Source organism: Frigoribacterium sp. AC759 (assembly GCF_979256015.1).
Genome location: NZ_CEEDMT010000007.1, coordinates 2,738 through 26,085, shown reverse-complemented (window position 1 = coordinate 26,085; position 23,348 = coordinate 2,738). Strand labels below are relative to the sequence as shown.

Here is a 23,348-nt window from a genome sequence, read left to right as displayed (position 1 = left end):
GCCTACGCGTACACCGCCTGCTTACCCGCCGCCGATGACGGGAACCCGCCGAACCCCGAGTAGCTCCACGCAGTGCAGTGCAGTGCAGTGCAGTGCAGTGCAGTGCAGTGCAAAGCAGCTCAGCGCAGCGCAGCGCGGCTCAGCAGGCGGTGTACGCGTAGGCCGGATCGTCGGCCGGCACGAGGTCGCGGTCGCGCACGATCGTCGTGGGCGCCGGGTCGAGCGCGGCGACGCGGTCGCACACCTCGGCGGCCGTGCCCCGCAGGTCGTCGGTGTACTCGACGTCGAACACCAGCGCGCCGTACACGTCGGTGAACGTGTCGCACTCGTCGAAGAGATCGCACTCCTCCGTGATCGCGAAGTCGTAGCCGATCTCGTCTCGACCGCGGGCGCCGAGATCGGCCGTGTTCTTCTGCGCGGCCGCCAGACCGACCTCATGGGCCTCGGCGACGAGCAGCGTCGCGTAGGCGACCGCGTCGTCTTCGTCGAACGCGCCGTCGGAGCGGGTCCACGAGTCGAGGTTGTCGAACTCCACCGCCTGGTAGCCGGCGTCGGCGCAGCCGTCGATGCTGGTCGCCAGGCGGGCGGCGATCGCCTGACGGTTCGGGTCGGTCGCGATGTCGAGGATGTGCTCGTCGGGCCAGTTCGGGTCGACCAGCGGTTCGCCGCCGGGCAGTCGCACGAGCAGATCACTCGGCCAGTCGACGCCCGGCTGGGTCTGGAATCCGTTCACGTAGCAGATGCCGTAGGCGCCGTCGGCGGGTTCGCCGGTGCTGTCTCGTGCGACGACCGAGGCTCCGTCGGGGACGGCCGACGCGCCTCCTAGTTGGTAATCGAAGCCTGCACCGGCCGGGGGCAGGGCGACCTCGGAGGAGGAGGCGCTGGCCGCACCGTCACCCGACCCCGTCGAGCAGGCGGTCACCCCGAGCACGAGCACGGCGCAGGTCGCGAGAGCGGCCCCGAAGCGGGCGGATCGGCGGGTCGAGCGGACCCGGGCGAGGCTGCGAGGAGAGGTCGGTTCGATGGCGTTCGGCACGAGCCGAGCCTAGGTCACGACGACGAGCCGCCGTCGGGGTCGACGGCTGACCTGTGGAGTCAGCGCTGTCGGGTGCCGGAGCCGGTCGGCGTCTCGGCGGTCGGCGGCTGCTCCGCCGGACGCTGCTCCGCCGAACGCTGGCCCACGGGACGCTGCGCAGCAGGACGCGGCTCCGCAGGACGCTGCGCAGCAGGACGCGGCGACACGGGAGGCAGGTTCGCCGGGCGCAGCGTCGTGGGAGCCGGCGTCGTCGGCGAATGGCGGTCGGCGAGGAACCTCGCGCGGGCGCTGGTCAGGGCCTCCTCGCGCTCGAGGTCGCGCTGGCGGTCGACCTCACGCGCGGCGGCGAGGGCGCGGGCGTTCTCGCGGGCACGGGCCGCAGCGGCCGAGGAGGCGCGGCGCATGCCATCCCCCGTGGCGCGCGCCCCGGCGGCGGTCGCGGCCCCGGCGGCCCGGCTGCTGCTGCGGACGCGGTCCCACCCCGACTTGGCGATCGGTCCGGCCGCGGCCGCGATCGTCGCACTCCGCGTGCGCAGCCGGTCGGCGGCGCTGGGCCCGACCGGAGCGTCGTCGACGGCCGCCGGTCTCTCGGGTGCGCGCCCCTCGGGCACGTACCCCCGGGGCTCGTCCTGGACGGACGCGTGGCGGGCCGGCTCGTACGCGGCGGGCTCGTAGCCCGCGCGGTCGGGAGCGGAGGAGGCGCGGGCAGGGGGAGCCGGGCGGGGAACGACCGCGCGCTGGTCCGCAGGGGCCGGGCGCGCCTCCTCGGCGGGGTCGGAGGTCGGTTCGACCGAGTCGGCGGGCAGGGCGCCGAGGACTATGTCGGCGAGACCGACCAGGGCGAAGGCGAGCCCCGAGACGAAGAGGCCGATGCCGAGCACGGCGAACGCCACGGCCTCGAAGTCGAGCTGACCGGGGGCGACGTAGTCGCCGGAGAAGAGACCCGTCTGCACGAGCCGGAAGGTCGAGGCCAGGGCGATCAGCAGACCGGCGGCGCTCATGACGAGTCCGGCGGTGACTGCTGCGGAGACTCTGTTCATGGGGCACCTCCTCTTGCGGACTGGACTGGACGGACCGGCCGTGCTGGGCCGGATGGGACGGGCCTGGTGATTCCGCCCTGCTGAGAATGTAGTCCTCGGCCGGGCTCCGCGGGTGAGCACCGCTGCGCGGAGGAGGCGCTGTGTCGTGCACAGTGCGCACGTTCCGGGCGGTTGCACGGGGTTCGCGGGGTCTTCTCCGATCCGGGGTCGACAGCATCGACGCATGGCTGACTTCTCACGACTCATCGGTGCCGCCAAGCGCGCGCTCGACAACTCGAACTCCGCGGGCGGCTCGGGTGCGCGACCAGGCTCGGGCTCCGGGTCGACGGACTGGCGCGATATGGTGCGCAAGGTCACCGACAAGGTGACGGGCGACGACCGACAGGGCCAGGGCGGCCAGGGCTACGGCCAGGGCCAGCGCTACGACCGCCAGCCCCAGGGCTACGGCCAGGGCCAGGGCCAGCAGAGCTACGGCCAGGGCGCACCCCGGCAGCAGAACCCCGGGCAGGCTCGCGACGGACGATCCGGTGCCGGGCTGTCGCCGGCCGACCGGCAGGCGCTCGCCAAATACGACTACCTCCTTCACACCGCGCCTCCGCAGCAGCTCGAGCAGGTGCACCGCGAGGCGTTCGAGCGACTGACGCCCGAGCAGCGCGAGCAGGTGCTGGCCCGTCTCACCGCCGAGTCCCCGGCCGGCGATCGCCCGGCGTCGAGCAGCCCGGCCGACCTGGCCCGCTCGGCGACCCGCGGCGAGGTCGCCCGGCCCGGGCTCATGAAGCGCGTGCTGGGCAGCAGCGGGGGCAAGGTCGCGGCCGGTGCCGCCGCCGGTGCCGGCGTCGCCGCACTCGGAGGCCTCGCGCTCGCGGTGGCCGGCGGAGCGGCCCTCAGCGCCGTCGCGGCACCGCTGCTGACCGACGCCCTCGCCTCGGGCGTCGACTTCGAGCAGTTCACCGGCGGGTTCGAGGGTCTCGAGGGGCTGGGTGGCTTCGAGGGCGTCGACGGTCTCGCCGCGAGCGGAGAGGACCTCGCCGCGAGCGGCGGGGACTTCGTCGGCGGTCTCGGCGAGCAGGCGAGCGAGTTCGGCTCGAACTTCCAGATCCCCGGGTTGAGCGACTTCTTCGACCGGTAGCCGCTCGACGTGGCGACGGGCGGCCCGAGGCTCGCCGGCCGCGCCGACGGGCGGCACGCGGCTAGCCCGCCCGCGGCTCGCCCGTTCGGGGCGAGCGTCTAGTCGCGGGTCGGGGTCGTGCGGGCCGGCTCGAACGTCGCCGCCATGACGGTGACGTCGTCGGGGCGCTCCTCCAACCCGGCCGTGGCGGCGATCGAGTGGACGATGGCGGCCGCGCCGGGCGTCTGACGCACGAGGTCCTCGAAGCGGTTGACCGCCTCCAGCTCGTCGTCGTAGAGGTCGAGCACGCCGTCGCTGACGCAGATCAGGGTGTCGCCGGCGCGGGCCTGCGTGGTGAAGGTCGTCCACTCCGTGCCGATGCCGATCGGCAGGTTGAGCGAGCGCAGCCGCTCGACCGTTCCATCGGCGCGGCGCAGCACGGCGAGACCGTGACCGGCGTCCGACCAGTGGATCACGCCATCCATGCCGATCCGGGCATGGAAGCAGGTGGTGAACTGGGTGTCGACCCCGAGACCGCCCGTCTCGACCCCGGTGGAGGCGCGCTTGAGGGCCGTCGCAGGGTCCGACTCGTCGGCCGAGCTGCGCATGACCGCCCGGACGGCTGCCGCGATCATGCCCGCGCCGACGCCCTTGCCCATGACGTCGCCGAGGGTCAGCGCGATGCCGTCGTCGGTGGGGTACCAGTCGAAGAAGTCGCCGCCGACGGTGCGGGCCGGCACGCACGCGCCGAAGACCGAGAACGAGTTCGGCAGGGTCGACGCGTCCGGCGGCAGCAGCGACTGCTGCACCACGGCGGCGCGGTCGAGCTCGCCCTGGACGGCGCGCCGCCGGGCCTGCGACAGGGTGAGGCGCAGTTCGGCCTGCCGGGCCAGCTCGTTCACGGCGACCGCGAGGGTGCCGTAGACGACGACGGACAGCACGAGTCGCACGACCTCGCTCGACGGCGGCCCCGACGGGTCGAACAGGAACGGCATCAGCAGGGTGACCGACGATCCGATGGCCGGGTAGACGACGTGGCGTCGTCCCGGGTTGGCCGCGATCCAGACGATGGGCAGCAGCACGAAGTTGAGGTAGACCGAGCGGCTGTCGCCGGTGCCGTGCCGGAGCAGACCCACGGCGACGAAGTCGGCGGCGGGGATCAGCAGCTCCCAGCGCAGCGGCACGACGCCCCGGTCGATGGCGAGCGCGAAGCCGAGGGCGAGGCCCGCCAGGGCGACCCCGGACCAGAGGGCGACGGCGTCGGTGACCGTCAACCACGGCGCGCTCGTGCTGAGCACGCCCGCGGCGAGCATGAGCGCGGCGATGAACGCCTGCTTGACGAACGGGAGGCGGCGGGTCGTGATCCGCTCGGCTGCCCGGGTGAGGAACCGCGATCGAGGCCCGCTGGTGCTCTGATCCGACATGCGTCCTCCATCGCGGGCGGCGGTGACCGTCCGTTTCGTGCCCGTGGTACCCGTCGCACGAAGAGGTGGAAAGGTCCGTCCAGTTTAGATGCTGGGACATCCTCACCACTCACCCTAGAGGCGGAGCGGTGGGCCGGAAGGCCCCCAGTGCGCGGGTCGACAGAACAGTCGGCCCGAGGAGGCGCGGGTCAGGTCGGCCGATCCGTCGCGGTCCCCTCGTCCAGACCGAGATCGCGGGCCGCCTGCTCGCGCGCGGCGCGCTCGCGAGCGGCGGTCTGCCCCGCAGCGTCGCCGTCGTGCTGCAGCGTGTAGTGGAACCGCCCGGCACCGACCACGGGGAGCGCGCCCGTCGTGACCGCCGGGTCGTCGGGCAGCACCCGGTGCACGCGCAGATGCCGACCCCGGATCAGCCACACGACCGCCACGGCGGCGGCGACGAAGCCCGAGGCGGCGGCCACGCCGATGGCCCAGCGGGGGCCGGCCACGTCGGCGACCCAGCCGACCACCGGTGCGCCGAGCGGCGTGCCACCCGTGAAGACCGCCATGTAGAGGGCCATGACGCGGCCGCGCATCCTCGGTGCCGTCGTCAGCTGCACGGTCGCGTTCGCCGTCGTCATGAGGGTGATCGACGACAGCCCGACCGCGACGAGGACGGCGGCGAAGCTCCAGTACGACGGCATCAGGGCCGAGACGAGGCAGGTGACGCCGAAGGCGAGCGCGGCCGTGATCAGGACGCGCCATCGGGGCCGCTCGCGTCGTGCCGAGAGCAGGGCGCCGGCCAGCGAGCCGACGGCGATGCACGACGAGAGCAGGCCGAAGCCGCTCGCGTCGGTGCCGAACTCGACGCTCGCCATCGTCGAGGTGAAGATGGCGAAGTTGAGGCCGAAGGTGCCGATCACGAACACCATGACGAAGACGACCACGAGGTCGGGACGGTCGCGGACGTACCGGAACCCCTCTCTGATCTGGCCCTTCGCTCGCGAGACGACCGGTCTCAGCTCGAGCTGCGCCACCCGGATGAACCGCAGCGACAGCAGCACCGCCGCGAACGAGCCGGCGTTGATCATGAACACCCATCCCGTGCCGATCGTCGCGATGAGCACCCCCGCGACGGCCGGGCCGATCAGGCGGGCGCCGTTGAACGAGGCCGAGTTGAGGCTGACGGCGTTGGTGAGATGACCGGGCGGGACGAGCTCGGAGACGAAGCTCTGCCGCACGGGCGCATCGATGGCGGCTGCGACGCCGAGCAGCAGAGCGAAGACGTAGACCATCCAGAGCTCGACCGTGTCGGTCAGCACGAGCAGGCCGAGGGCGAGTCCGAGCAGGCCCATGCTCAGCTGCGTCACCATCAGCAGCCGTCTCCGGTCGAACCGGTCGGCGATCAGCCCCGTGATGGGGACCATCAGGATGGGCGGCGCGAACTGCAGCGCCATGGTGATGCCGAGCGCCGTCGCATCGTCGTCGGTCAGATCGGTGAGGACGAGCCAGTCCTGCGCCGTGCGCTGCATCCACGTGCCGATGTTCGACACGAGGGCGCCGGCGAACCACAGCCGGTAGTTGACCAGCGAGAGGCTGCGGAACATCGTGCTCACGACACGCCCTGCGGACGGACGACGGCGGTCTCGAGTCGAGGAGGCGCGGTGTCGGTCATCGAGGAGCCACGATAATCGCTCCGCCCGGGTCCCCGCCGCGATCGGTGCAGATGGCGCAACTCTGCGGCGCGCGCAGTGCGTTCCGTGGCCCGACACCTGCCGGACACCTGGCGGACACGCGGTGTTGTCGACGGGCCGGTCGACTGATGCGGTCCCCCGATCAGGGGTGGACCCGCACCGTCGATCACCTGGAGCAGGAGCACGAAGTGACCCCCACGACCCGCCGCCGCCGCGCGGCCCTCATCACGGGGGCGGTGGCGATCAGCGCCTCCTTGGCCCTCGTCCCCACCGTGGCGTCCGCCGCGACGCCCGCCGAGGTCGCCGAGAACGGCGGCGCCGCCCGCAGCATCGACGACAGCACGCAGGTGCTGCTCGACTCCGTGAAGGGCGGACCGGCGAAGAACGTCATCCTGCTGATCGGCGACGGCATGGGCGACTCCGAGATCACCTCGGCTCGCAACTACGCCTACGGCGCCGGCGGGCAGCTGCCCGGCATCGACGCCCTGCCGCTGACCGGCCAGTACACGACCTACTCGCTGTACCGCGACGGCGCGAACAAGGGGAAGCCGGACTACGTGCCCGACTCCGCCGCGACCGGTTCGGCCTGGGCCACCGGCACGAAGACGTACGACAACGCGATCTCGGTCGACATCGACGGTGTCCCGCAGGACACCCTGCTCGAGATCGCCAAGGCGAACGGCAAGAAGACCGGCAACGTGTCGACGGCCGAGCTGCAGGACGCGACCCCGGCCGTGCAGGCCGCCCACGTCGCCGCGCGGAGCTGCTACGGCCCCGACTCGGTGACCCAGTGCGGCGCCGACGCCCTCGACCAGGGCGGTCTCGGCTCGATCAGCGAGCAGATCATCGGCACCCGGGCCGACGTCACCCTCGGAGGAGGCGCGGCGTCGTTCACGCAGACCGCCCGTGCCGGTCAGTGGCAGGGCGAGACCCTGTTCGACCAGGCGGCCGACCGCGGCTACCAGATCGTCCGCGACGCCGCGGGTCTCGGCGCCCTGGCCGCCGCCGACCAGACGGCCCCGGTGCTCGGCACGTTCGCCGACGGCAACTTCCCGACGCGCTTCGCCGCCACGACCGCGACCGTCGGCGGCGCCGACCTCGCACCGCAGACCTGCACGCCGAACCCCCAGCGCCTCTCGACCGACCTCTCGCTGCGCTCGCTCACCGAGAAGTCGATCGACCTGCTCGACACCGGCGACGAGGGCTTCTTCCTGCAGGTCGAGGGCGCCTCGATCGACAAGCGGGACCACAGCGCCGACGCCTGCGGTCAGATCGGCGAGGTGCTCGACCTCGACGAGGCCGTGCGGGCCGCGCTCGACTTCGCGATCGCCGACGGCGACACGATGGTCATCGTCACGGCGGACCACGCGCACACCAGCCAGATCGTCGACAGCACGCCGCCCGCGACGCTCAGCACCGCGCTGACCACGGTCGACGGCACGACGATGAAGATCGCCTACGGCACGGCCGCGGCCGGCGGATCGCAGCAGCACACCGGATCGCAGCTGCGGGTCGCGGGCTACGGCCCCGGCGCCGGCAACGTGGTCGGCCTGATCGACCAGACCGACAACTTCTTCACCATCGCGAACGCGCTCGAGCTCGACCGCGACCTCGACGGACTGAGCGCCGACGCGACGATCTCGGCTCCGACCGAGGTGGCACCCGACAGCGGGTTCACGGTCTCGGCCGCGGGGCTGGGCGGCGACCGTCAGGTGCGGGCCGTGCTCGACGCGGGTGACGGCAGCGACCCGGTCGACCTCGGGCTGGTCGACGTGGTCGACGGCACCGTGACGGTCAGCGCGACGGCTCCCGCCGAGGCGGGGACCGCGACGGTCACCCTGACCGGCGTGCAGTCGGGCCTCTCCCTGAGCGCGGTCGTCGCGGTCGTCGACGGAGCGGTCGTGCCGGCCCCGACGGCGACCCCGGCACCGGGCGACCCGTCGGCGACGCCGACCGACCCGGCCGGCGTCGTGCCGGGCGGAGATGACGGCAGCGCGGGCGGTGCTGGCGGTGCGGGCACGGCCGGCTCCGGACCGCTCGCCTTCACCGGGTCGGAGGCGCTGCCGGCTCTGCTGCTCGCCCTGATGCTCGTCGCCTCGGGCGCCGTGCTCGTGGCCCGCCGTCGTCGCCAGCAGCAGCAGCAGCTCGCCTCGGCGAACGGGGACCTGGGGCCGCAGCTGTAGCGCGCAGCGCGTAGCGCAGCTCGTCGCGAGGAGCGCCCAGCGCGTACCTCCGAGTGGACGAGACACCGTGCGACACGGCGGCGTCTCGTCCACTTCGTCGTGTGCGCGGCGTCCGCGGACTACTCGCGGCCGAGTCGGCCGATCAGGCTGGTGTCGAGCGAGTCGAGCAGATCGGCGACGTCGTCGTAGACCTCGTCGGCACCCGCCTCGACGAGCTCGTCGCGCGAGAATCCGCCGCTCAGCACACCGATGCAGCGGACGCCGGCGCGGTGGGCCGCCGCGACGTCCCACACCGCGTCGCCGACCATGATCGCCTGCGCGGTTGGCACGCCCGCCTTCTCGAGGGCGACCTCGACGATGCCCGGGTCGGGTTTGGCGGTCTCGACGTCTTCGCTCGAGGTGACGGCCCAGAGGGCGTCTTCGATCTGCAGCAAGGAGCGCAGCGCTTTCAACTCGTTCTCGGGTGCGCTCGTCGCGAGCACCACCGAGTGACCGCGGCCGGCGAGCGCCTCGAGGAGGTCGGTCGCGCGGTCGAGGACGTGCAGGTCGCCGCCATCGCCGAGGTGCTCGTCGTAGAAGCGGGTGTGGGCGTCCTTCACCTTCTCGACGAGGTCGTCGTCGGCATCGTCCCCGATCAGACCGGAGATCAGCAGCGACGAGTCCTTGCCGACCGAGCCGTGGATCCGCCAGCTGTCCACCGGGTGACCGACCTCGGCGAAGGCCCGCGACCAGGCGTCGACATGCGCGTAGTTGGAGTCGACGAGGGTGCCGTCGATGTCGAAGAGCACTGCGGTGTCGGGGGAGTCGGCGGTGTCGGGGGAGTCGTGCGGTGTGGACGTCATCGAACAACCTTGCACCCGCTGCACGCATCGCGTTCCGGTCGGGTGCCCGCGCCTCCTCGGTGTGCCGAACCCGACCGCGCATGCTCGGCCTGGTGTACCGAACCCGACTAAATCGCGGCTCAGGTGCCTTTTGGTGGCTCAGCGCCATCTTTTCGGCCGATTCTGTCGGGATTTGCACACAAGCAGGGCCGCTGTCGCGCGCTGTGCCTGTCAGGCGCTGTCGCGCGCAGTGCCTATCAAGCGCTGTCGCGCGCCGTGCCCATCAAGCGCTGTCGCGCCACATGATGTCGGTGGGGAGCAGCACGCCCGTGGTGGGCAGGTCGGCGCCGCCCAGCTGGTCGAGCACCTGCTGGGCTGCGCGGCGGCCGAGGTCTTCGGCGGGCTGGCGCACGGTCGAGAGGGCCGGGGTGCAGCGGAGGGCCCACGAGCTGTCGTCGAAGCCGACGATGCCGACCTGCGCGGGCACCTCGATGCCGCGGCGGTGCAGCACGTCGAGGGCCCCGGCGGCGACTGCGTCGGACGCCGCGAAGACTCCGTCGACCGTGGGGTCGCGCCGCAGCAGCTCGGACATGCCGTCGACCCCGGCTGTGTAGCTGTAGAACGGGTTGCGGACGACGAGGTCGGGGTCGAACAGGTCGCCGAGCGCCGAGCGGAACCCGGCGAGGCGGTCTTCGCCCGAGTCGCGGTCGAGCCCCGAGGCGAGCATGCCGATGCGTCGCCGACCGGTGTCGACCAGGCGGCGGACGATCGCCTCGGCCGCGGCGCGGTTGTCGATGCCGATGAACGGGATGTCGGGGGCGTCGGGCGGGTGGCCGACGAACGACGCGGGGAGGCGCAGCTCGGCGACCGCCTCGGAGATGGGGTCGCCCGTGCGGGCCGACAGGATGATCGCCCCGTCGACGAAGCCGCCGCGGAGGTACTCGATGACCCGGTCGCTGTCTCGCTGCGAGTCGATCATCAGGGTGACGAGCTGGTGGTCGGCCTGCGACAGGACGGCGTTCGTGCCGATCAGGATGTTGCCGATGTTGGGATCGTCGAGCACGACCGAGTGCGGCTCGTGCACGATCAGCGCGATCGCTCTCGAGCGCTGCGTGACGAGGTTGCGGGCCGCCGCGTTGCGCACGTAGCCGACCTTGGCCACGGCCGCCTCGACGGCCTCGCGCGCCTGCGCCGACACGTACGGCTCGTTGTTCAGCACCCGCGAGACGGTGCCGCGCGAGATGCCCGCCTCGGCCGCCACGTCGTGGATCGTGGCCCGGCGTCTCGGGGATCTCGGACCGGACATGGGAGTCACCTTAGCTGAGCCTGAGAGGGGTCGTGAGGCCGGAACGAGCGGCTGTGGACGAAGGAGAACGTGAGTGATGTTGACAAATCCGCAATGGGTGGGCTTTACTCTGTGAACCTTCCCAGAAATTGTCGCCGCGGTCTTGCCGTCGCGAATGTGGGAACGATCACAGACATCATGTGTGAACCTTCACAGACGAAGGGCTCCGGCCTCGAGTCGGTGGGGGATCGCCCGCCGACGAAGCCGAGGCCCCGTGCTCACCCAGACCCTCCCGCAGCAGACCGCGCTCGATCTCGGGCTCGACGGTCTCGTCTTCGGCTGCGACTACAACCCCGAGCAGTGGTCGCCCGAGACCTGGGTCGACGACGTCGCCCTGATGCGCGAGGCCGGGGTCAACCTGGTCGCCATCAACATCTTCGGCTGGTCGCACGTCGAGCCCGAGCCCGGCCGCTTCCGCTTCGACGATCTCGACGCCGTCATCGAGCTGCTGCACGCCGCGGGCATCGGGGTCAACCTCGGCACCGGCACCTCGTCGCCGCCGCCGTGGCTGACCACCCGCCACCCCGAGGTGCTGCCCCAGGCCGCGGACGGCACGACGCGGTGGCCCGGCGGCCGTCAGGCCTACTGCCCGAGCTCGCCCGTCTTCCGTGAGCGCGCCCTCCAGCTCGTCCGCGCGACCGCCGAGCGCTACGGCCGGCACCCCGCCGTGAAGCTCTGGCACGTGTCGAACGAGCTCGGCTGCCACAACGCCCTCTGCTACTGCGACGAGTCGGCCCGAGCATTCCGAGCCTGGCTGGAGGCGCGCTACGGCAGCGTCGACGCCCTCAACACCGCCTGGGGCACGGCCTTCTGGAGCCAGCGCTACTCGGCGTTCGCCGAGGTGCTGCCCCCGCGGGCGACCCTGTCGTTCGTCAATCCGGCGCAGACCATCGACTTCCAGCGCTTCAGCTCCGACACGCTGCTCGAGCACTATCGCGCCGAGGCCACCGTCATCGAGGCCGTCAGCGCCGTGCCGATCACGACGAACTTCATGGTCGCCGCCCACATCAAGAACCAGGACTACTGGAGCTGGGCCGACGACATGGCCGTCATCGCCAACGACCACTACCTCGATCACCGCCTCGAGCGCCCCGTCGTCGAGCTGGCCTTCGCCGCCGACACGACCCGCGGTCTCGCCGGAGGCGCCCCGTGGATCCTCATGGAGCACTCGACGGGCGCCGTGAACTGGCAGCCCCGCAACCTCGCGAAGGCACCGGGCGAGATGCTCCGGAACACCGCCTCCCATGTCGCCCGCGGCGCCGACGGCATCTGCTTCTTCCAGTGGCGCGCCTCCGTCAAGGGCACCGAGAAGTTCCACTCCGCGCTGCTGCCGCACGCCGGCACGTCGTCGCGCATCTGGGACGAGTCGGTGCGTCTCGGCGCCCTGGCGGGTCGCCTCGGCGAGCTGCGCGGCTCGCGCGTGGTCGCCGACGTCGCCCTCGTCTTCAGCTGGGAGAACTGGTGGGCCGCCGACCTCGAGGCGCACCCCACGGCCGACTTCTCGTACATCGAGCAGGTGCACCGCCTCTACGGCGCCCTCTGGGATCTCGGCGTCACGGTCGACGTCGTCGCGCCGGGCGCCCCGCTCGACGGCTACTCGCTCGTGGTCGTGCCGAGCCTCTACCTGGTGCGCGACGAGCACGCGGCCGTCGTCGACGCGTTCGTCGCCGACGGCGGGTCGGCCCTCGTGACGTTCTTCAGCGGCATCGTCGACGAGACCGACGGGGTCCGTCCGGGCGGCTACCCGGGTGCGTTCCGCGAGATGCTCGGGGTCAGGGTCGACGAGTTCGCCCCGCTGCCGGTCGGCGGCACCGTCGAGCTCGCCGGCGGTCTGCCGGGCGCCACGGGCAGCCTCTGGTCCGAGCCCGTCGAGCTCGTCGGCGCCGAGGCCGTCGTCGAGTACGCCTCGGGCACCCTCGCCGGGCGCCCGGCCGTCACCCGCAACACCCACGGCCGCGGTCTCGGCTGGTACGTCTCGACCGTGCTCGACGCCGAGGCCCTCGGCGATCTCGTCGCCCGGGTCGTCGACGAGGCCGGTGTTCCCGCCCGCAGCGAGGCAGCCGGCCACCCCGGTGTCGAGATCGTCCGCCGGGTCGGCGAGCAGCACGAGTGGGTCTTCGTGCTGAACCACTCCGACGAGACCGTCGCCCACGACTTCGCCGGCTACGACCTCGTCTCCGAGCAGAACGTGGCGGGGCGCATCGAGCTCGCCGCGGGCGGCTCGCACATCATCCGTCAGGACCGGAAGGCATCATGACCGTCACCCCCGCCCGCCCGCGAGACCCGCGAGCCGCCGACATCCCACGGCGCGGATCCGCGCCGAAGCAGAGGACCGCGCCCCGCCGCGGCTTCCGCTACCGCAAGGCGATCGCGATCTTCGTCCTGCCCTTCGGGGTGCTGTTCGCCGCGTTCTACCTGACGCCGATCCTCTACGCCGTGTACCAGTCGCTGCAGAAGATCGAGCGCGAGGGCACCTTCGGGGCCCCGACGCAGGTCTTCGGCGGTCTGACCCAGTACGCGCTGGTGTTCCAGAGCACCGAGTTCTGGGCGTCCATCCTCCGGGTGCTGATGTTCGGCATCGTGCAGGTGCCCGTGATGCTGTTCCTGGCGCTGCTGTTCGCCCTGCTGCTCGACTCGCCCCTCCTCCGCGGCAAGCGCTTCTTCCGACTCGCGTTCTTCGCGCCGTACGCCGTGCCCGGCGTCATCGCCGCGATCATGTGGGGCTACCTGTACTCGCCGAGCCTGTCGCCGTTCTCGGCGGTCACCTCGAACGTCGGGCTGCTCGACGGCGGCACCGTCCTCTGGGCCATCGCGAACGTCGTCACCTGGGTGTTCGTCGGCTACAACATGCTGATCATCTACTCGTCGCTGCTCGCGATCCCCACCGAGATCTACGAGGCCGCACGGCTCGACGGGGCGTCGCAGTTCCGCATCGCCGTCGCCATCAAGATCCCGCTGGTGATCCCGGCCATCGTGCTCACCGCCGTCTTCTCGGTGATCGGCACCCTGCAGCTGCTCACCGAGCCGCTCGTGTTCCGCCAGTTCACGTCGACCATCTCGTCGACGTTCACGCCGAACATGCTCGTCTACTCGACGTCGTCGGTGCCCAACTTCAACCTCGCGGCCGCGTTCAGCGTCGTCCTCGCGGTCGCCACGTTCATCCTCTCGATCGGATTCCTCCGGTTGACCCAGCGGAAGGCCGACCAGTGACCGTCGACGCCCCCATCCGTCCCGCCGAGTCGTTCGACGACAAGACGACCCCCGCCCGCCAGCGCGGTCGCGGCCCCCGCGAGAGCGTCATGTCGCGCTCCGCCGCGATGATCATCATGGGCGCGTTCACGCTCTACTTCCTGATCCCGATCTTCTGGCTGCTGGTCTCGTCGACCAAGACGCTCGACAACTTCAACACCAGCGCCGCGCTGTGGTTCTCGCCCACGTCGCTGCAGGACTTCGCGGGCAACATCGCGCAGCTCTTCACCTACAACGACGGCATCTTCCCGCGGTGGATGGTCAACAGCATCGTCTACGCGACGGTCGCCGGCGGTCTCGGCACGATCCTCTCGGCGATGTGCGGCTACGCGCTGGCGAAGTACCGGTTCCGTGGTCGCGAGGCGCTGTTCAACATCTTCCTGGGCGGCGTGCTCGTGCCGGCGACGGCCCTGGCGCTCCCGCTGTTCCTGATCTTCAGCGAGGTGCAGCTGACCGACACGTTCTGGGCGGTGTTCCTGCCGAGCATCGTCAGCCCGTTCGGCGTCTACCTGAGCCGCATCTACGCGGCGTCCAGCGTGCCCGACGAGATCGTGGAGGCCGCCCGCATCGACGGCTCGAGCGAGCTCCGGACCTTCTTCACCGTCGCGATCCGACTCATGTCGCCGGCCCTCGTGACCGTGTTCCTGTTCCAGTTCGTCGCGATCTGGAACAACTTCTTCCTGCCCCTGGTGATGCTGCGCTCGCAGGAGCTGTTCCCGGTGACCCTCGGTCTCTACACCTGGAACTCCAACGTCAGCCAGTACCCCGAGCTCCGCACCCTGGTGCTCGTGGGGGCGTTCGTCTCGATCATCCCCCTGCTGATCGCGTTCCTCAGCCTGCAGCGCTTCTGGCGCAGCGGCCTGGGGGCCGGCGGTCTCAAATAAGCCACCCCTCCCGGGTCACCCGACCCGCACCTCCTCGACCTCCAACCCGTACGGAAACGACGTCGTTCCCTCCCGAGACCGGGCTCCCCGGTCTCGCACCCCGATTGGAAATCACATGAAGAAGTCCAGAGTCCTCTCGATCGCGGCGGCCGCCGTGGTCTCGACCATCGCCCTCGCCGGCTGCAGCGCCGGCAGCGGCTCCGACGGCGGATCCGGCTCCGGCGACGCCGCCTCGTGCGACGCGTCGTCCGGTCCCGTCACGCTCAACTTCACGACCTGGGTCCCCAACATGGACAAGGTCGTCGCCCTCTGGAACGAGGAGAACCCCGACGTCCAGGTGAAGGTCTCGATCGTGCCGAACGGCAACAGCGGCACCTACCAGAACTTCTTCAACCAGCTGAAGGCGGGCAACGCGCCCGACATCGGGCAGGTCGAGTACGACACCCTCCCCGCGTTCCGCGTGCAGGACGGCCTGGCGAACATCGCCTCGTGCGAGGGAGTGAGCGACGCCGAGGCCGACTTCTCGGACGGTCTCTGGAACCAGGTCACCTTCGGCGAGGACGACAGCGTCTACGCGATCCCCCAGGACTCGGGCCCCATGGCCCTCTACTACCGCAAGGACCTCTTCGAGCAGGCCGGACTCGACGTCCCCACCACGTGGGAGCAGTACGCCGAGGACGCCGTGAAGATCAAGGAGATGGGCGGCAGCATCACGAACTTCGCCAAGGGCGACGTGAACCAGTTCGCCGGTCTCGTCTCGCAGGCCGGCGGCCAGTGGTTCGACACCAGCGACGGCACCTGGAGCGTCGACATGACCGACGAGACCTCCACCAAGGTCGCCGACTACTGGCAGGACCTCATCTCGAAGGACCTCGTCACGACCCTGCCGAGCTTCACCGACGAGTGGAACAACGCCTACAACACCGATCAGGACTGGACCTGGGTCTCGGCCGTCTGGGGTGCCAACACCATCTCGAGCGGCGCACCCGACACGTCGGGCAAGTGGGCCGTCGCGCCCATGCCGCAGTGGGAGGAGGGCGAGACCGCGTCGGCCGCCTGGGGCGGATCGTCGAACGTCGTCTTCAAGGGCAGCGAGCACCCCGCTGAGGCCTCGCAGTTCCTGGTCTGGCTGAACACGTCGACCGAGGCGCTGGACGCCCTCAACAAGGAGGCCAACCTGTACCCGGCCTCGAGCACCGGCGCCGAGCTGCCGGCCCTGACCTCGGGCGTCGAGTTCTACGGCGACCAGGCCATCTACGAAGAGTTCGCGACCGCGGCCGAGAACATCCAGCCCTTCACCTGGGGCCCCACGATGACGCAGACCTACAGCGACATCTCCGACGGCTTCGGCACCGCCGCCTCGGGCGACGGCACCCTGCTCGAGGCCCTCGAGAGCGGCCAGGAGAAGACGATCGCCGCCCTCGAGGCGCAGTCGATCGCCGTCAAGTAACAGCACCTGCAGTGATGGCGCCCGCGCCGGGGGAGTCCTCCTCCGACGCGGGCGCCGTCGTGCGCCCGGGGGTCGGAGCCGGAGCCGGAGCCGAGGAGGCGCGGGTCGACCTCGCCGAGGAGGCGCGGGTCGGATCCCGAGGAGGCGCGGGTCAGATCTCGAGGACGCCGTCGACTGCCGCCGACCGCGGGGGCATCTGCCCGGTGGCGACGTCCTCTTCGAGATGGACGTCGACGTAGTCCCACGACTCGGGGTACCCGCCGTCATCGAACACCCGGTACCTCCTGCTCAGGCGGAGGAACGGCACAGCGGTGTGCTCGAACGAGACGACGAGCTCGGTGTCGGGCCAGGCGCCCCAACGCTCGACCACGACGTCGCGGTACGCGCTGCGACCCCGACGCGGGGCGGGGTGGTCGTGCGTCCACACCACGACCGGCTCGGCCAGGGCCTCCAGGCGCCGGCTCAGTGCGGCGACGGCCTCGTCGCGGGCCGTCGCGTCGCCGTCCCAGAGCGGCCAGGTCGCGCCGACCACGCCGGTGAGGTCGAAGCGGTCTCCCCAAGTCTCGTGGAGGACGGTCTCGGCCTGCTCCTGCGCCTCCCAGTCGTCGTCGTGCTCGAGCGGGACGGCCGTCGACGGGAGTGAGCCGGTGTCGATCGACGACGGGAGGCCGGCCCTCGTGTCGACCCGAGCCTCCCGAGGCTCGTAGACGACGTTCCAGCCCCATCCGTCGGGCGAGGCGATCTCGCGCGGGCCCGTCGCATGGAAGCGGATCACGAGGTCGTCGCGGTCGAGTCGGACGCCGTCGACGAGGTGGTCGACCCGGACCATGTCGCGCTCGCCCCGCGGGCCGACGCGGATGAGATCGCCGGGCGAGGTCGGCAGCGGGTCGGCGGGCTCGCGTTCGGGCAGCGGGTCGTCGTCGTGCTCCACCCCGTCGGCGCCGACGAAGTGGTAGGTGAACTGCGTGGCCGTCATGACGAGGGTGTCGTCGCTGTCGAGGTCGAGGTCGAGGTCGGCTTCGCCGTCGGTCCCGTGCTGGTGGTCGTCGTCGTTCACGCCGTGATCGTCGGGCACATCGGTCCCGGCCTCGGGCCAGAACGGCTCCTCGGGCATCGGCTCGAGCATGGCGGGGTCGGGCGATCCCTCCTCGCCCGCATCGTCGGACGACTGCTCGAGCGGGTCATCCTCGCCCATCCAGAACGACGCGCTGCGGGGGTCGCCGGCCCATAGACCCACCCTGTCGTCGCCGACCGGGCGGTGCGTCCCCAGGTCGTGTGCGGCGGTGACACCCTCGGAGGTGAGATGGACTGCGGTGTACTCCATCGCCTCGACGACATTTTCGGCGCCGCCCGTGTCGGATTCGTACACGACCCATGCACCCGACTCCGTGGGTACGACGGAGGCACCCGTCACGGCTCGCCGCGGCACTGATGCGTCACCCCACGTGATCAACGTCGATGCGCCGCCCCCGTCGACGACCGCAGCCACCGGTCGCGTCGCATCGGGGATCAGAGTCAGGTCGCCGACGGCGACGGCGGCGAGAGGGACGAGCGGGTCACGGGAATTCGTCGGCACGAGTCGACGCTAGCGGCCTCCCCTCCACCCGGTGCCTCGGAGCGAGTTCACCCGCCGGGTGCTTTCCCAGTGGCCCCCTTCCCGCCGGGCTCGCTCGGGCATACTGTATGCCACACGACGAGCGAGGAGTCACCATGGCGACCGATGGATTCAGCGCGACCGAGAAGGCGGCGATGAAGCAGCGGGCCGCCGAGCTCCGCGCCGAGGCGAAGCAGCAGAAGGCGGCCGACAGAGCCGCGGCCGACCTGCAGAGCGTGCTCGACGCCCACTTCGCCATGACGGAGTCGGAGCGGCTGCTCGCCGAGAACCTCCACGCGATCGTGCTCGAGCAGGCGCCCCAGCTGCTGCCGAAGACCTGGTACGGGTTCCCGTCGTACGCCGGGCCCGACGGCAAGATCGTCGTGTTCTTCCAGCCGGGTGCGAAGTTCGGCACGAGGTACAGCACGGTCGGGTTCCAGGATTCTGCGACGCTCGACGAGGGGTCGCTCTGGGCCACGTCGTTCGCCTACACCGCGATCGACGACGACTCGACGGCGCGACTCGTCGCTCTGATCCGCCAGGCGACGCAGGGCGCCGAATAGGGCGGGCGGCCGGCACCGCGCCTCCTTCCGTGCCATCCGGGCGTCGATGAGTCACGACGCGCCGTGTGACTGCCGGGGCGGCGGCGTGTCGTGACTCATCGAGCCGCTTCGCCTCGGCTGCTCGGCTGCCGGGCTGAGTGCTGCGGATCTGGCATAGGGTCTTGCCTATGACGCAAGACATGATCGACGAGGTCGTCCGCCAGCGGATCCGCGGGCTGCGTGTGGCCCGGGGGTGGACCCTCGAGGCGCTGTCGTCGCGCTGCTACCTGTCGACGTCCACGCTGAGTCGCATCGAGACCGGGCACCGGCGCATCGCGCTCGACCAGCTGGTGCCCATCGCGCAGGCGCTCGGCACGACGCTCGATCAGCTGGTCGAGCCCGAGGGCGATGACGACGTCGTGATCCGTCCGGAGCCCGAGGCGAGCGCAGGCCTGACCGTCTGGCTGCTGTCGCGAGAGCGCGACCGTCGGGGCGTGACGATCGCGAAGATGCGCATCACGTCGGAGCGGGAGGTCGGCGAGCCCCGTGTGCACCCGGGTTACGAGTGGTTCACGGTGCTGAGCGGCACGGTGCGGCTGCGTCTCGGTGAGCGGGAGATCCTCGTGCGGCAGGGGCAGGCGGCGGAGTTCTCGACGATGACGCCGCACGCGATCGAGGCGCACGAGGGGCCGGTCGAGGTGCTGACGATCTTCGACCACGACGGTGAGCGGGCGCACCTCCCCGGGCACCGCGGCGCCTGAGGCGAAGCCCGGCGGGCATGTGGGCTGAGCGGGAGGATGTGCCCTCAGATCGGCTTTCGCTCCGATCGAGCACCGGGCTGGGCGACACGTGTTGCTCGGAAACCTATGCGGGCGTATGGTTCGGAGCGTGGGCTCATCGACGAGCCCGACCGGCCCCGACGGCCGGCCCCGAACGACGGAAGGCACGCATCATGGCTCGATTCGACAACAGGACCGCACTCGTCACCGGCGGCGGGAGCGGCATCGGCGCCGCGATCTCGCGCTCGCTGGCCGCCGAGGGCGCCTCCGTGGTCGTCACCGACATCAAGCTCGACGCGGCGCAGTCCGTCGTCGACGAGATCGTCGCGGCCGGCGGAACCGCCGCGGCCTTCGAGCAGAACACGGCGAAGGCCGAGCAGTCGGAGGCGGCCGTCGAGTTCGCGAAGACGACCTACGGGGCCCTCCACCTCGCCGTCAACAACGCCGGCATCGGCGCCCCGGCCGCCGACATCGGCGACTACGACATCGCCGCGTGGGATCGCGTCCGCGGAGTCGACCTCGACGGTGTCTTCTACGGCCTCCGCTACCAGCTGCCCGCCATGGTCGAGGCCGGCGGAGGAGCCGTCGTGAACATGAGCTCCGTGCTCGGCTCGGTCGGCATCGCGCAGAACGCCGCCTACGTCGCGAGCAAGCACGCCCTCGTCGGTCTGACCAAGGTCGCCGCCCTCGAGTACTCGGCCCGCGGGGTCCGCACCAACGCCGTGGGGCCCGGGTTCATCGACACCCCGCTCGTCCGCTCGTCGCTCGACGGCGACGCGCTCGCCTACCTCGAGTCGCAGCACGCGACCGGCCGACTCGGCACCGACAAGGAGGTCTCGGCGCTCGTGCTGTTCCTCCTCAGCGACGACGCGTCGTTCATCACGGGCAGCTACCACCTCGTCGACGGCGGCTACTCGGCGCGCTGACCCGCGCCTCCTGCGCTCCTCCTCCCGCGTCGAGGAGTCACGACACGCCGCGCACCCCCGGGCAGCCGCGGCGTGTCCTGACTCCTCGAGTCCGCCGACCGGAGGCCGAGGAGGCGCGCTTCAGGCCTGCTTCAGCGCCGGCCCGTCAGAATGGGCGGGTCGCGCACCCGGCGCGCCGTCAGGAGGCCCCCGTGCGCGTGCTCGTCGTCGAAGACCAGGCCGCGCTCGCCGAGGGGCTCCGGCTGGGGCTCGAGGCCGAGGGCATCGCGGTCGACGTCGCGGCCACCGGCACCGACGGCCTCTGGCGCACCCGCGAGGGCAGCTACGACGCCGTCGTGCTCGACATCATGCTGCCGGGCATGAGCGGCTACGCCGTCTGCCGATCCATGCGCGAGGGCGGCGACTGGACCCCGGTCATCATGCTCACCGCCAAGGACGGCGAGTGGGACCAGGTCGAGGCGCTCGACACGGGCGCCGACGACTACCTCACCAAGCCGTTCTCGTTCGTCGTGCTGCTCGCGCGACTGCGAGCGCTCGTGCGGCGCGGCGCCCGCGAACGCCCGGTCGTGCTCGAGGCCGGCGACCTGCGCGTCGACCCCGCCTCGCGCACCGTGCACCGCGGCGACACCGCCGTCGAGCTGACCAGTCGCGAGTTCGCGGTGCTCGAGTTCCTGATGCGGCACGTCGGGCAGGTCGTCACGAAGCGCCAGGTGCTCGACGGCGTCTGGAACGACGACTTCGAGGGCGACCCCAACATCGTCGAGGTCTACGTGCGTCACCTCCGCAACAAGGTCGACCGGCCGTTCGGGCGCGAGGCGATCGTCACGATGCGCGGCGCCGGGTACCGACTGGAGGCTCAGGGTGGCTGACGGGCCCGCGGTCGGGCGCCGCGCCTCCCTCCGGCTGCGGATCACGGTGGCCGCGGTGCTCGCGGTCGCCCTCACGCTGGGCGTCTTCACCCTGGTCTTCGCGCTCGTGCAGCGGGCTGTGCTCGACGACGCCCCGCGGTCGGCGGCCCAGACCGACGCCGACCGGGTCGCGTCGGCCATCGAGGCCGGCACCGCGCCGGCGACGGCCGCGGCGGGCGACACCGACGACGGAGCGGTGCTCGTCGTCGACCGCACCGGGGCCCTGCTCGCCGCCGGGGGAGACGACGATCTGCTCGAGCACCTCACCGATGGCAGCGTCGGAGACCCGTCGGCGCTCGGCCCCACGGCGCGGATCGACGGCGACACGTACGTCGTGGCGACCGAATCGGCGACCCGGCCGGGCGACGACGCCTCGAACGGCTCGGGCTCGGTTTCGGGCTCGGGCTCGGTTTCGGGCTCGGGCTCGGGCTCGGGCTCGGGCTCGGGTTCGGGCTCCGTCGACTCGGACGACGACGACTCCGACACCGACACCGACTCCGACGCCGATTCCGACGCCGATTCCGACGCGGAGGACGCCGACGCCGACACGAACGCCGACCCCGCGGCGACCGTCACCGTCGTCGCCGTGAGATCCCTCGAGGAGGCGCGGGCCGCCTCCTCGGCCAGTCTCGTCACGCTCGGGGTCGCGATCCCGGTCGCTCTGCTGGTGCTGGCCGTGACGACCTGGCTCGTCGTCGGCCGGGCGCTCCGCCCCGTCGAGGCGATGCGCCGCGAGGTCGACGCCGTCACGGCCGCGCAGCTCGATCGGCGTGTGGCCGACCCCGGCGGCACCGACGAGGTCGCCCGACTCGCCCGCACGCTGAACGACATGCTGGCCCGGCTCGAGTCGTCGGCCGCGGCCCAGCGCCGCTTCGTCGGCGACGCCTCGCACGAGCTGAAGACGCCCCTCGCGACCATCCGCCAGCACGCCGAGGTCGCCCTGCTGCACCCCGAGAGCATCGACGGCGCCGCGCTCGCGGGCACGGTGATGACCGAGGAGGCGCGGCTCACCGGGCTCGTGCAAGGCCTGCTGGTCCTCGCTCGCGCCGACGAGGGAGCGCTCGGCGTCACCCGTCGCCCCGTCGACCTCGACGACCTCGTGGTGACCGAGACGGCGCGACTGCGCGGGGCGACACCGGGTCTCGCCGTCGACGCGACCGGCGTCGGCCCGGCGCGGGTCGACGGCGACGAGGGGCTGCTCGGCCAGGTGGTGCGCAACCTCCTCGCCAACGCCGCCCGGCACGCCGAGACGCGGGTCGCCGTGTGGCTGGTCGAGCGGCACGGGCGGGCCGTGCTGACGGTCGACGACGACGGAGCCGGAGTGCCGCAGGCCGACCGCGAGCGCGTCTTCGACCGGTTCGTGCGACTCGACGAGGCCCGCACCCGCGACTCGGGCGGCAGCGGTCTGGGGCTCGCGATCGTCCGCGAGATCGCCCGCGTGCACGGCGGAACGGTCACGGTCGGCGAGTCCCCTCTGGGCGGCGCGCGCTTCGTCGTCGACCTGCCCGCCGGCGCGGCCTGAGCGGACGGGACGGGCCGAACCGCGCCTCCTGAACGGGTTGACCCGCGCCTCCTGAACGGTTCTTCAGCGGGCTTCAGTGTCGCTTCAGGGCCCCCGATCCAGAGTGATGTCATCAGCTCGACCGGCGCCCCCGCCGCGTCGGAAGCCGGCCCCAGGGCCCCACGATCGGAGACACCGTGAAGAAGAAGACCATGATCATCGCCGGAGCGGCCGCGGCCGTCATCGTCCTCGCCGGTGGCGGCATCGCCGTCGCGTCGACCCTGGACGACCGCGTGTCGGCGTCCGACCGCGAGTCCGTGTCGCAGGCGGCGCTCGACGAGGTCGGCAGCGGCGTCGTGACCGACGTCGACCGCCTCGACGACGGCCTCGAGGGCTACGAGGTCGACGTCACTCGCGACGACGGCCGCGAGGTCTCGGTGCTGCTCGACGGCGAGGGCGCCGTCGTGTCGAGCCGGGTCGACGACCGGGGCGACTCGGACGACGACGGCTCGACCGGCTCGACGGGCTCGACCGGCTCGACGGGCAGCGTCGACGCGGACGACCGCGACGGCGACGACGTCGCGACCGGCTCCGCCTCCGGCGCGCCCACCACGGGCGACCGCGACGACGCCGAGTTGACCGGGGCCGACTACGACCGCGCCTCGGCCGCCGCGATCGAGGCCGCGGGCGGCGGTGTCGTCACCGACGCCGACCGCAGCGACGACCGCGACGTGGCCTACGAGGTCGACGTGCGCCTCGACGACGGCACCGAGGTCGACGTCGACCTCGACGCCGACTTCGGCGTGGTGCGCACCGACGTGGACTCGCCCCGCCGCTGACCGACGGGCTCCGCAGCCGAGGAGGCGCGGGTCGGCTCCGATGCCGACC

The 23,348-nt window shown here is 71.8% G+C and carries 19 protein-coding genes; 12 read left to right on the top strand and 7 right to left on the bottom strand.

Features of this window, described 5'->3' with window-relative positions:
- Positions 1-139: 139 nt before the first annotated feature.
- Complete coding sequence (locus ACZ6JE_RS07745; RefSeq protein WP_464318618.1) at positions 140-1,036, bottom strand: endo alpha-1,4 polygalactosaminidase; 897 nt, start codon at positions 1,034-1,036, stop codon at positions 140-142.
- Between the two features lie 59 nt (positions 1,037-1,095).
- A complete protein-coding gene (locus tag ACZ6JE_RS07740) occupies positions 1,096-2,076 on the bottom strand; it encodes a hypothetical protein (protein ID WP_464318617.1) in 981 nt (326 codons plus the stop codon).
- Positions 2,077-2,299: 223 nt separating this feature from the next.
- Here ACZ6JE_RS07740 and ACZ6JE_RS07735 point away from each other — a divergent pair, with 223 nt between their 5' ends.
- Entirely contained in the window at positions 2,300-3,205 is a 906-nt protein-coding gene (locus ACZ6JE_RS07735; protein WP_464318616.1) for a cation-transporting ATPase, read from the top strand.
- Positions 3,206-3,303: 98 nt separating this feature from the next.
- On the opposite strand, the gene ACZ6JE_RS07730 is transcribed toward ACZ6JE_RS07735, so the two are convergent.
- Positions 3,304-4,608 (bottom strand): PP2C family protein-serine/threonine phosphatase, encoded by a 1,305-nt coding sequence (locus tag ACZ6JE_RS07730; protein WP_192060784.1) that lies wholly within the window; start codon positions 4,606-4,608, stop codon positions 3,304-3,306.
- A gap of 188 nt (positions 4,609-4,796) precedes the next feature.
- Complete coding sequence (locus ACZ6JE_RS07725) at positions 4,797-6,200, bottom strand: MFS transporter (protein WP_464318615.1); 1,404 nt, start codon at positions 6,198-6,200, stop codon at positions 4,797-4,799.
- A gap of 266 nt (positions 6,201-6,466) precedes the next feature.
- Between ACZ6JE_RS07725 and phoA the strand changes: the two genes are divergently transcribed.
- Positions 6,467-8,461, top strand: a complete 1,995-nt coding sequence (gene phoA, locus ACZ6JE_RS07720; RefSeq protein ID WP_464318614.1) for an alkaline phosphatase — start codon at positions 6,467-6,469, stop codon at positions 8,459-8,461.
- 119 nt (positions 8,462-8,580) lie between these two features.
- Here the strand turns inward: phoA and ACZ6JE_RS07715 are convergent, their stop codons facing one another.
- Together ACZ6JE_RS07715 and ACZ6JE_RS07710 are read right to left on the bottom strand one after the other, a co-directional pair.
- Positions 8,581-9,303 (bottom strand): HAD family hydrolase, encoded by a 723-nt coding sequence (locus tag ACZ6JE_RS07715; protein ID WP_464318613.1) that lies wholly within the window; start codon positions 9,301-9,303, stop codon positions 8,581-8,583.
- Positions 9,304-9,565: 262 nt separating this feature from the next.
- Positions 9,566-10,588, bottom strand: coding sequence for a LacI family DNA-binding transcriptional regulator (locus ACZ6JE_RS07710; RefSeq protein WP_243215005.1), 1,023 nt, complete (start codon positions 10,586-10,588; stop codon positions 9,566-9,568).
- Positions 10,589-10,841: 253 nt separating this feature from the next.
- On the opposite strand from ACZ6JE_RS07710, the gene ACZ6JE_RS07705 reads away from it, so the two are divergent.
- The 4 genes from ACZ6JE_RS07705 to ACZ6JE_RS07690 all read left to right on the top strand — a co-directional run bounded on the left by ACZ6JE_RS07705 (position 10,842) and on the right by ACZ6JE_RS07690 (position 16,210).
- Positions 10,842-12,884, top strand: a complete 2,043-nt coding sequence (locus tag ACZ6JE_RS07705; RefSeq protein WP_320479542.1) for a beta-galactosidase — start codon at positions 10,842-10,844, stop codon at positions 12,882-12,884.
- A complete protein-coding gene (locus tag ACZ6JE_RS07700; protein ID WP_320479541.1) occupies positions 12,881-13,837 on the top strand; it encodes a carbohydrate ABC transporter permease in 957 nt (318 codons plus the stop codon). Before ACZ6JE_RS07705 ends, ACZ6JE_RS07700 begins: the two co-directional genes overlap by 4 nt.
- 89 nt (positions 13,838-13,926) lie before the next feature.
- Positions 13,927-14,760 carry a carbohydrate ABC transporter permease gene (locus tag ACZ6JE_RS07695; protein ID WP_192060885.1) on the top strand — a complete coding sequence of 278 codons (834 nt, stop codon included), beginning with the start codon at positions 13,927-13,929 and terminating at the stop codon, positions 14,758-14,760.
- Positions 14,761-14,875: 115 nt separating this feature from the next.
- On the top strand, positions 14,876-16,210 hold the full coding sequence (locus ACZ6JE_RS07690; protein WP_464318612.1) for an ABC transporter substrate-binding protein: 1,335 nt from the start codon (positions 14,876-14,878) through the stop codon (positions 16,208-16,210).
- A 151-nt stretch (positions 16,211-16,361) separates the two neighbouring features.
- On the opposite strand, the gene ACZ6JE_RS07685 is transcribed toward ACZ6JE_RS07690, so the two are convergent.
- Complete coding sequence (locus tag ACZ6JE_RS07685) at positions 16,362-17,786, bottom strand: hypothetical protein (protein WP_464318611.1); 1,425 nt, start codon at positions 17,784-17,786, stop codon at positions 16,362-16,364.
- A gap of 134 nt (positions 17,787-17,920) precedes the next feature.
- Here ACZ6JE_RS07685 and ACZ6JE_RS07680 point away from each other — a divergent pair, with 134 nt between their 5' ends.
- From ACZ6JE_RS07680 to ACZ6JE_RS07655, 6 genes are all read left to right on the top strand, one after another.
- The gene (locus tag ACZ6JE_RS07680) at positions 17,921-18,367 is read left to right on the top strand and encodes a hypothetical protein (RefSeq protein WP_243214999.1); all 447 of its coding nucleotides are present in this window, start codon (positions 17,921-17,923) and stop codon (positions 18,365-18,367) included.
- 167 nt (positions 18,368-18,534) lie between these two features.
- Positions 18,535-19,107, top strand: coding sequence for a helix-turn-helix domain-containing protein (locus tag ACZ6JE_RS07675; RefSeq protein ID WP_192060776.1), 573 nt, complete (start codon positions 18,535-18,537; stop codon positions 19,105-19,107).
- A gap of 191 nt (positions 19,108-19,298) precedes the next feature.
- Positions 19,299-20,051, top strand: a complete 753-nt coding sequence (locus tag ACZ6JE_RS07670) for an SDR family NAD(P)-dependent oxidoreductase (protein ID WP_243214995.1) — start codon at positions 19,299-19,301, stop codon at positions 20,049-20,051.
- Between the two features lie 191 nt (positions 20,052-20,242).
- A complete protein-coding gene (locus ACZ6JE_RS07665; RefSeq protein ID WP_192060774.1) occupies positions 20,243-20,920 on the top strand; it encodes a response regulator transcription factor in 678 nt (225 codons plus the stop codon).
- Positions 20,913-22,481, top strand: coding sequence for a sensor histidine kinase (locus ACZ6JE_RS07660; protein WP_464318610.1), 1,569 nt, complete (start codon positions 20,913-20,915; stop codon positions 22,479-22,481). Before ACZ6JE_RS07665 ends, ACZ6JE_RS07660 begins: the two co-directional genes overlap by 8 nt.
- 176 nt (positions 22,482-22,657) lie before the next feature.
- Positions 22,658-23,299, top strand: a complete 642-nt coding sequence (locus ACZ6JE_RS07655) for a PepSY domain-containing protein (RefSeq protein ID WP_464318609.1) — start codon at positions 22,658-22,660, stop codon at positions 23,297-23,299.
- Positions 23,300-23,348: the final 49 nt, after the last annotated feature.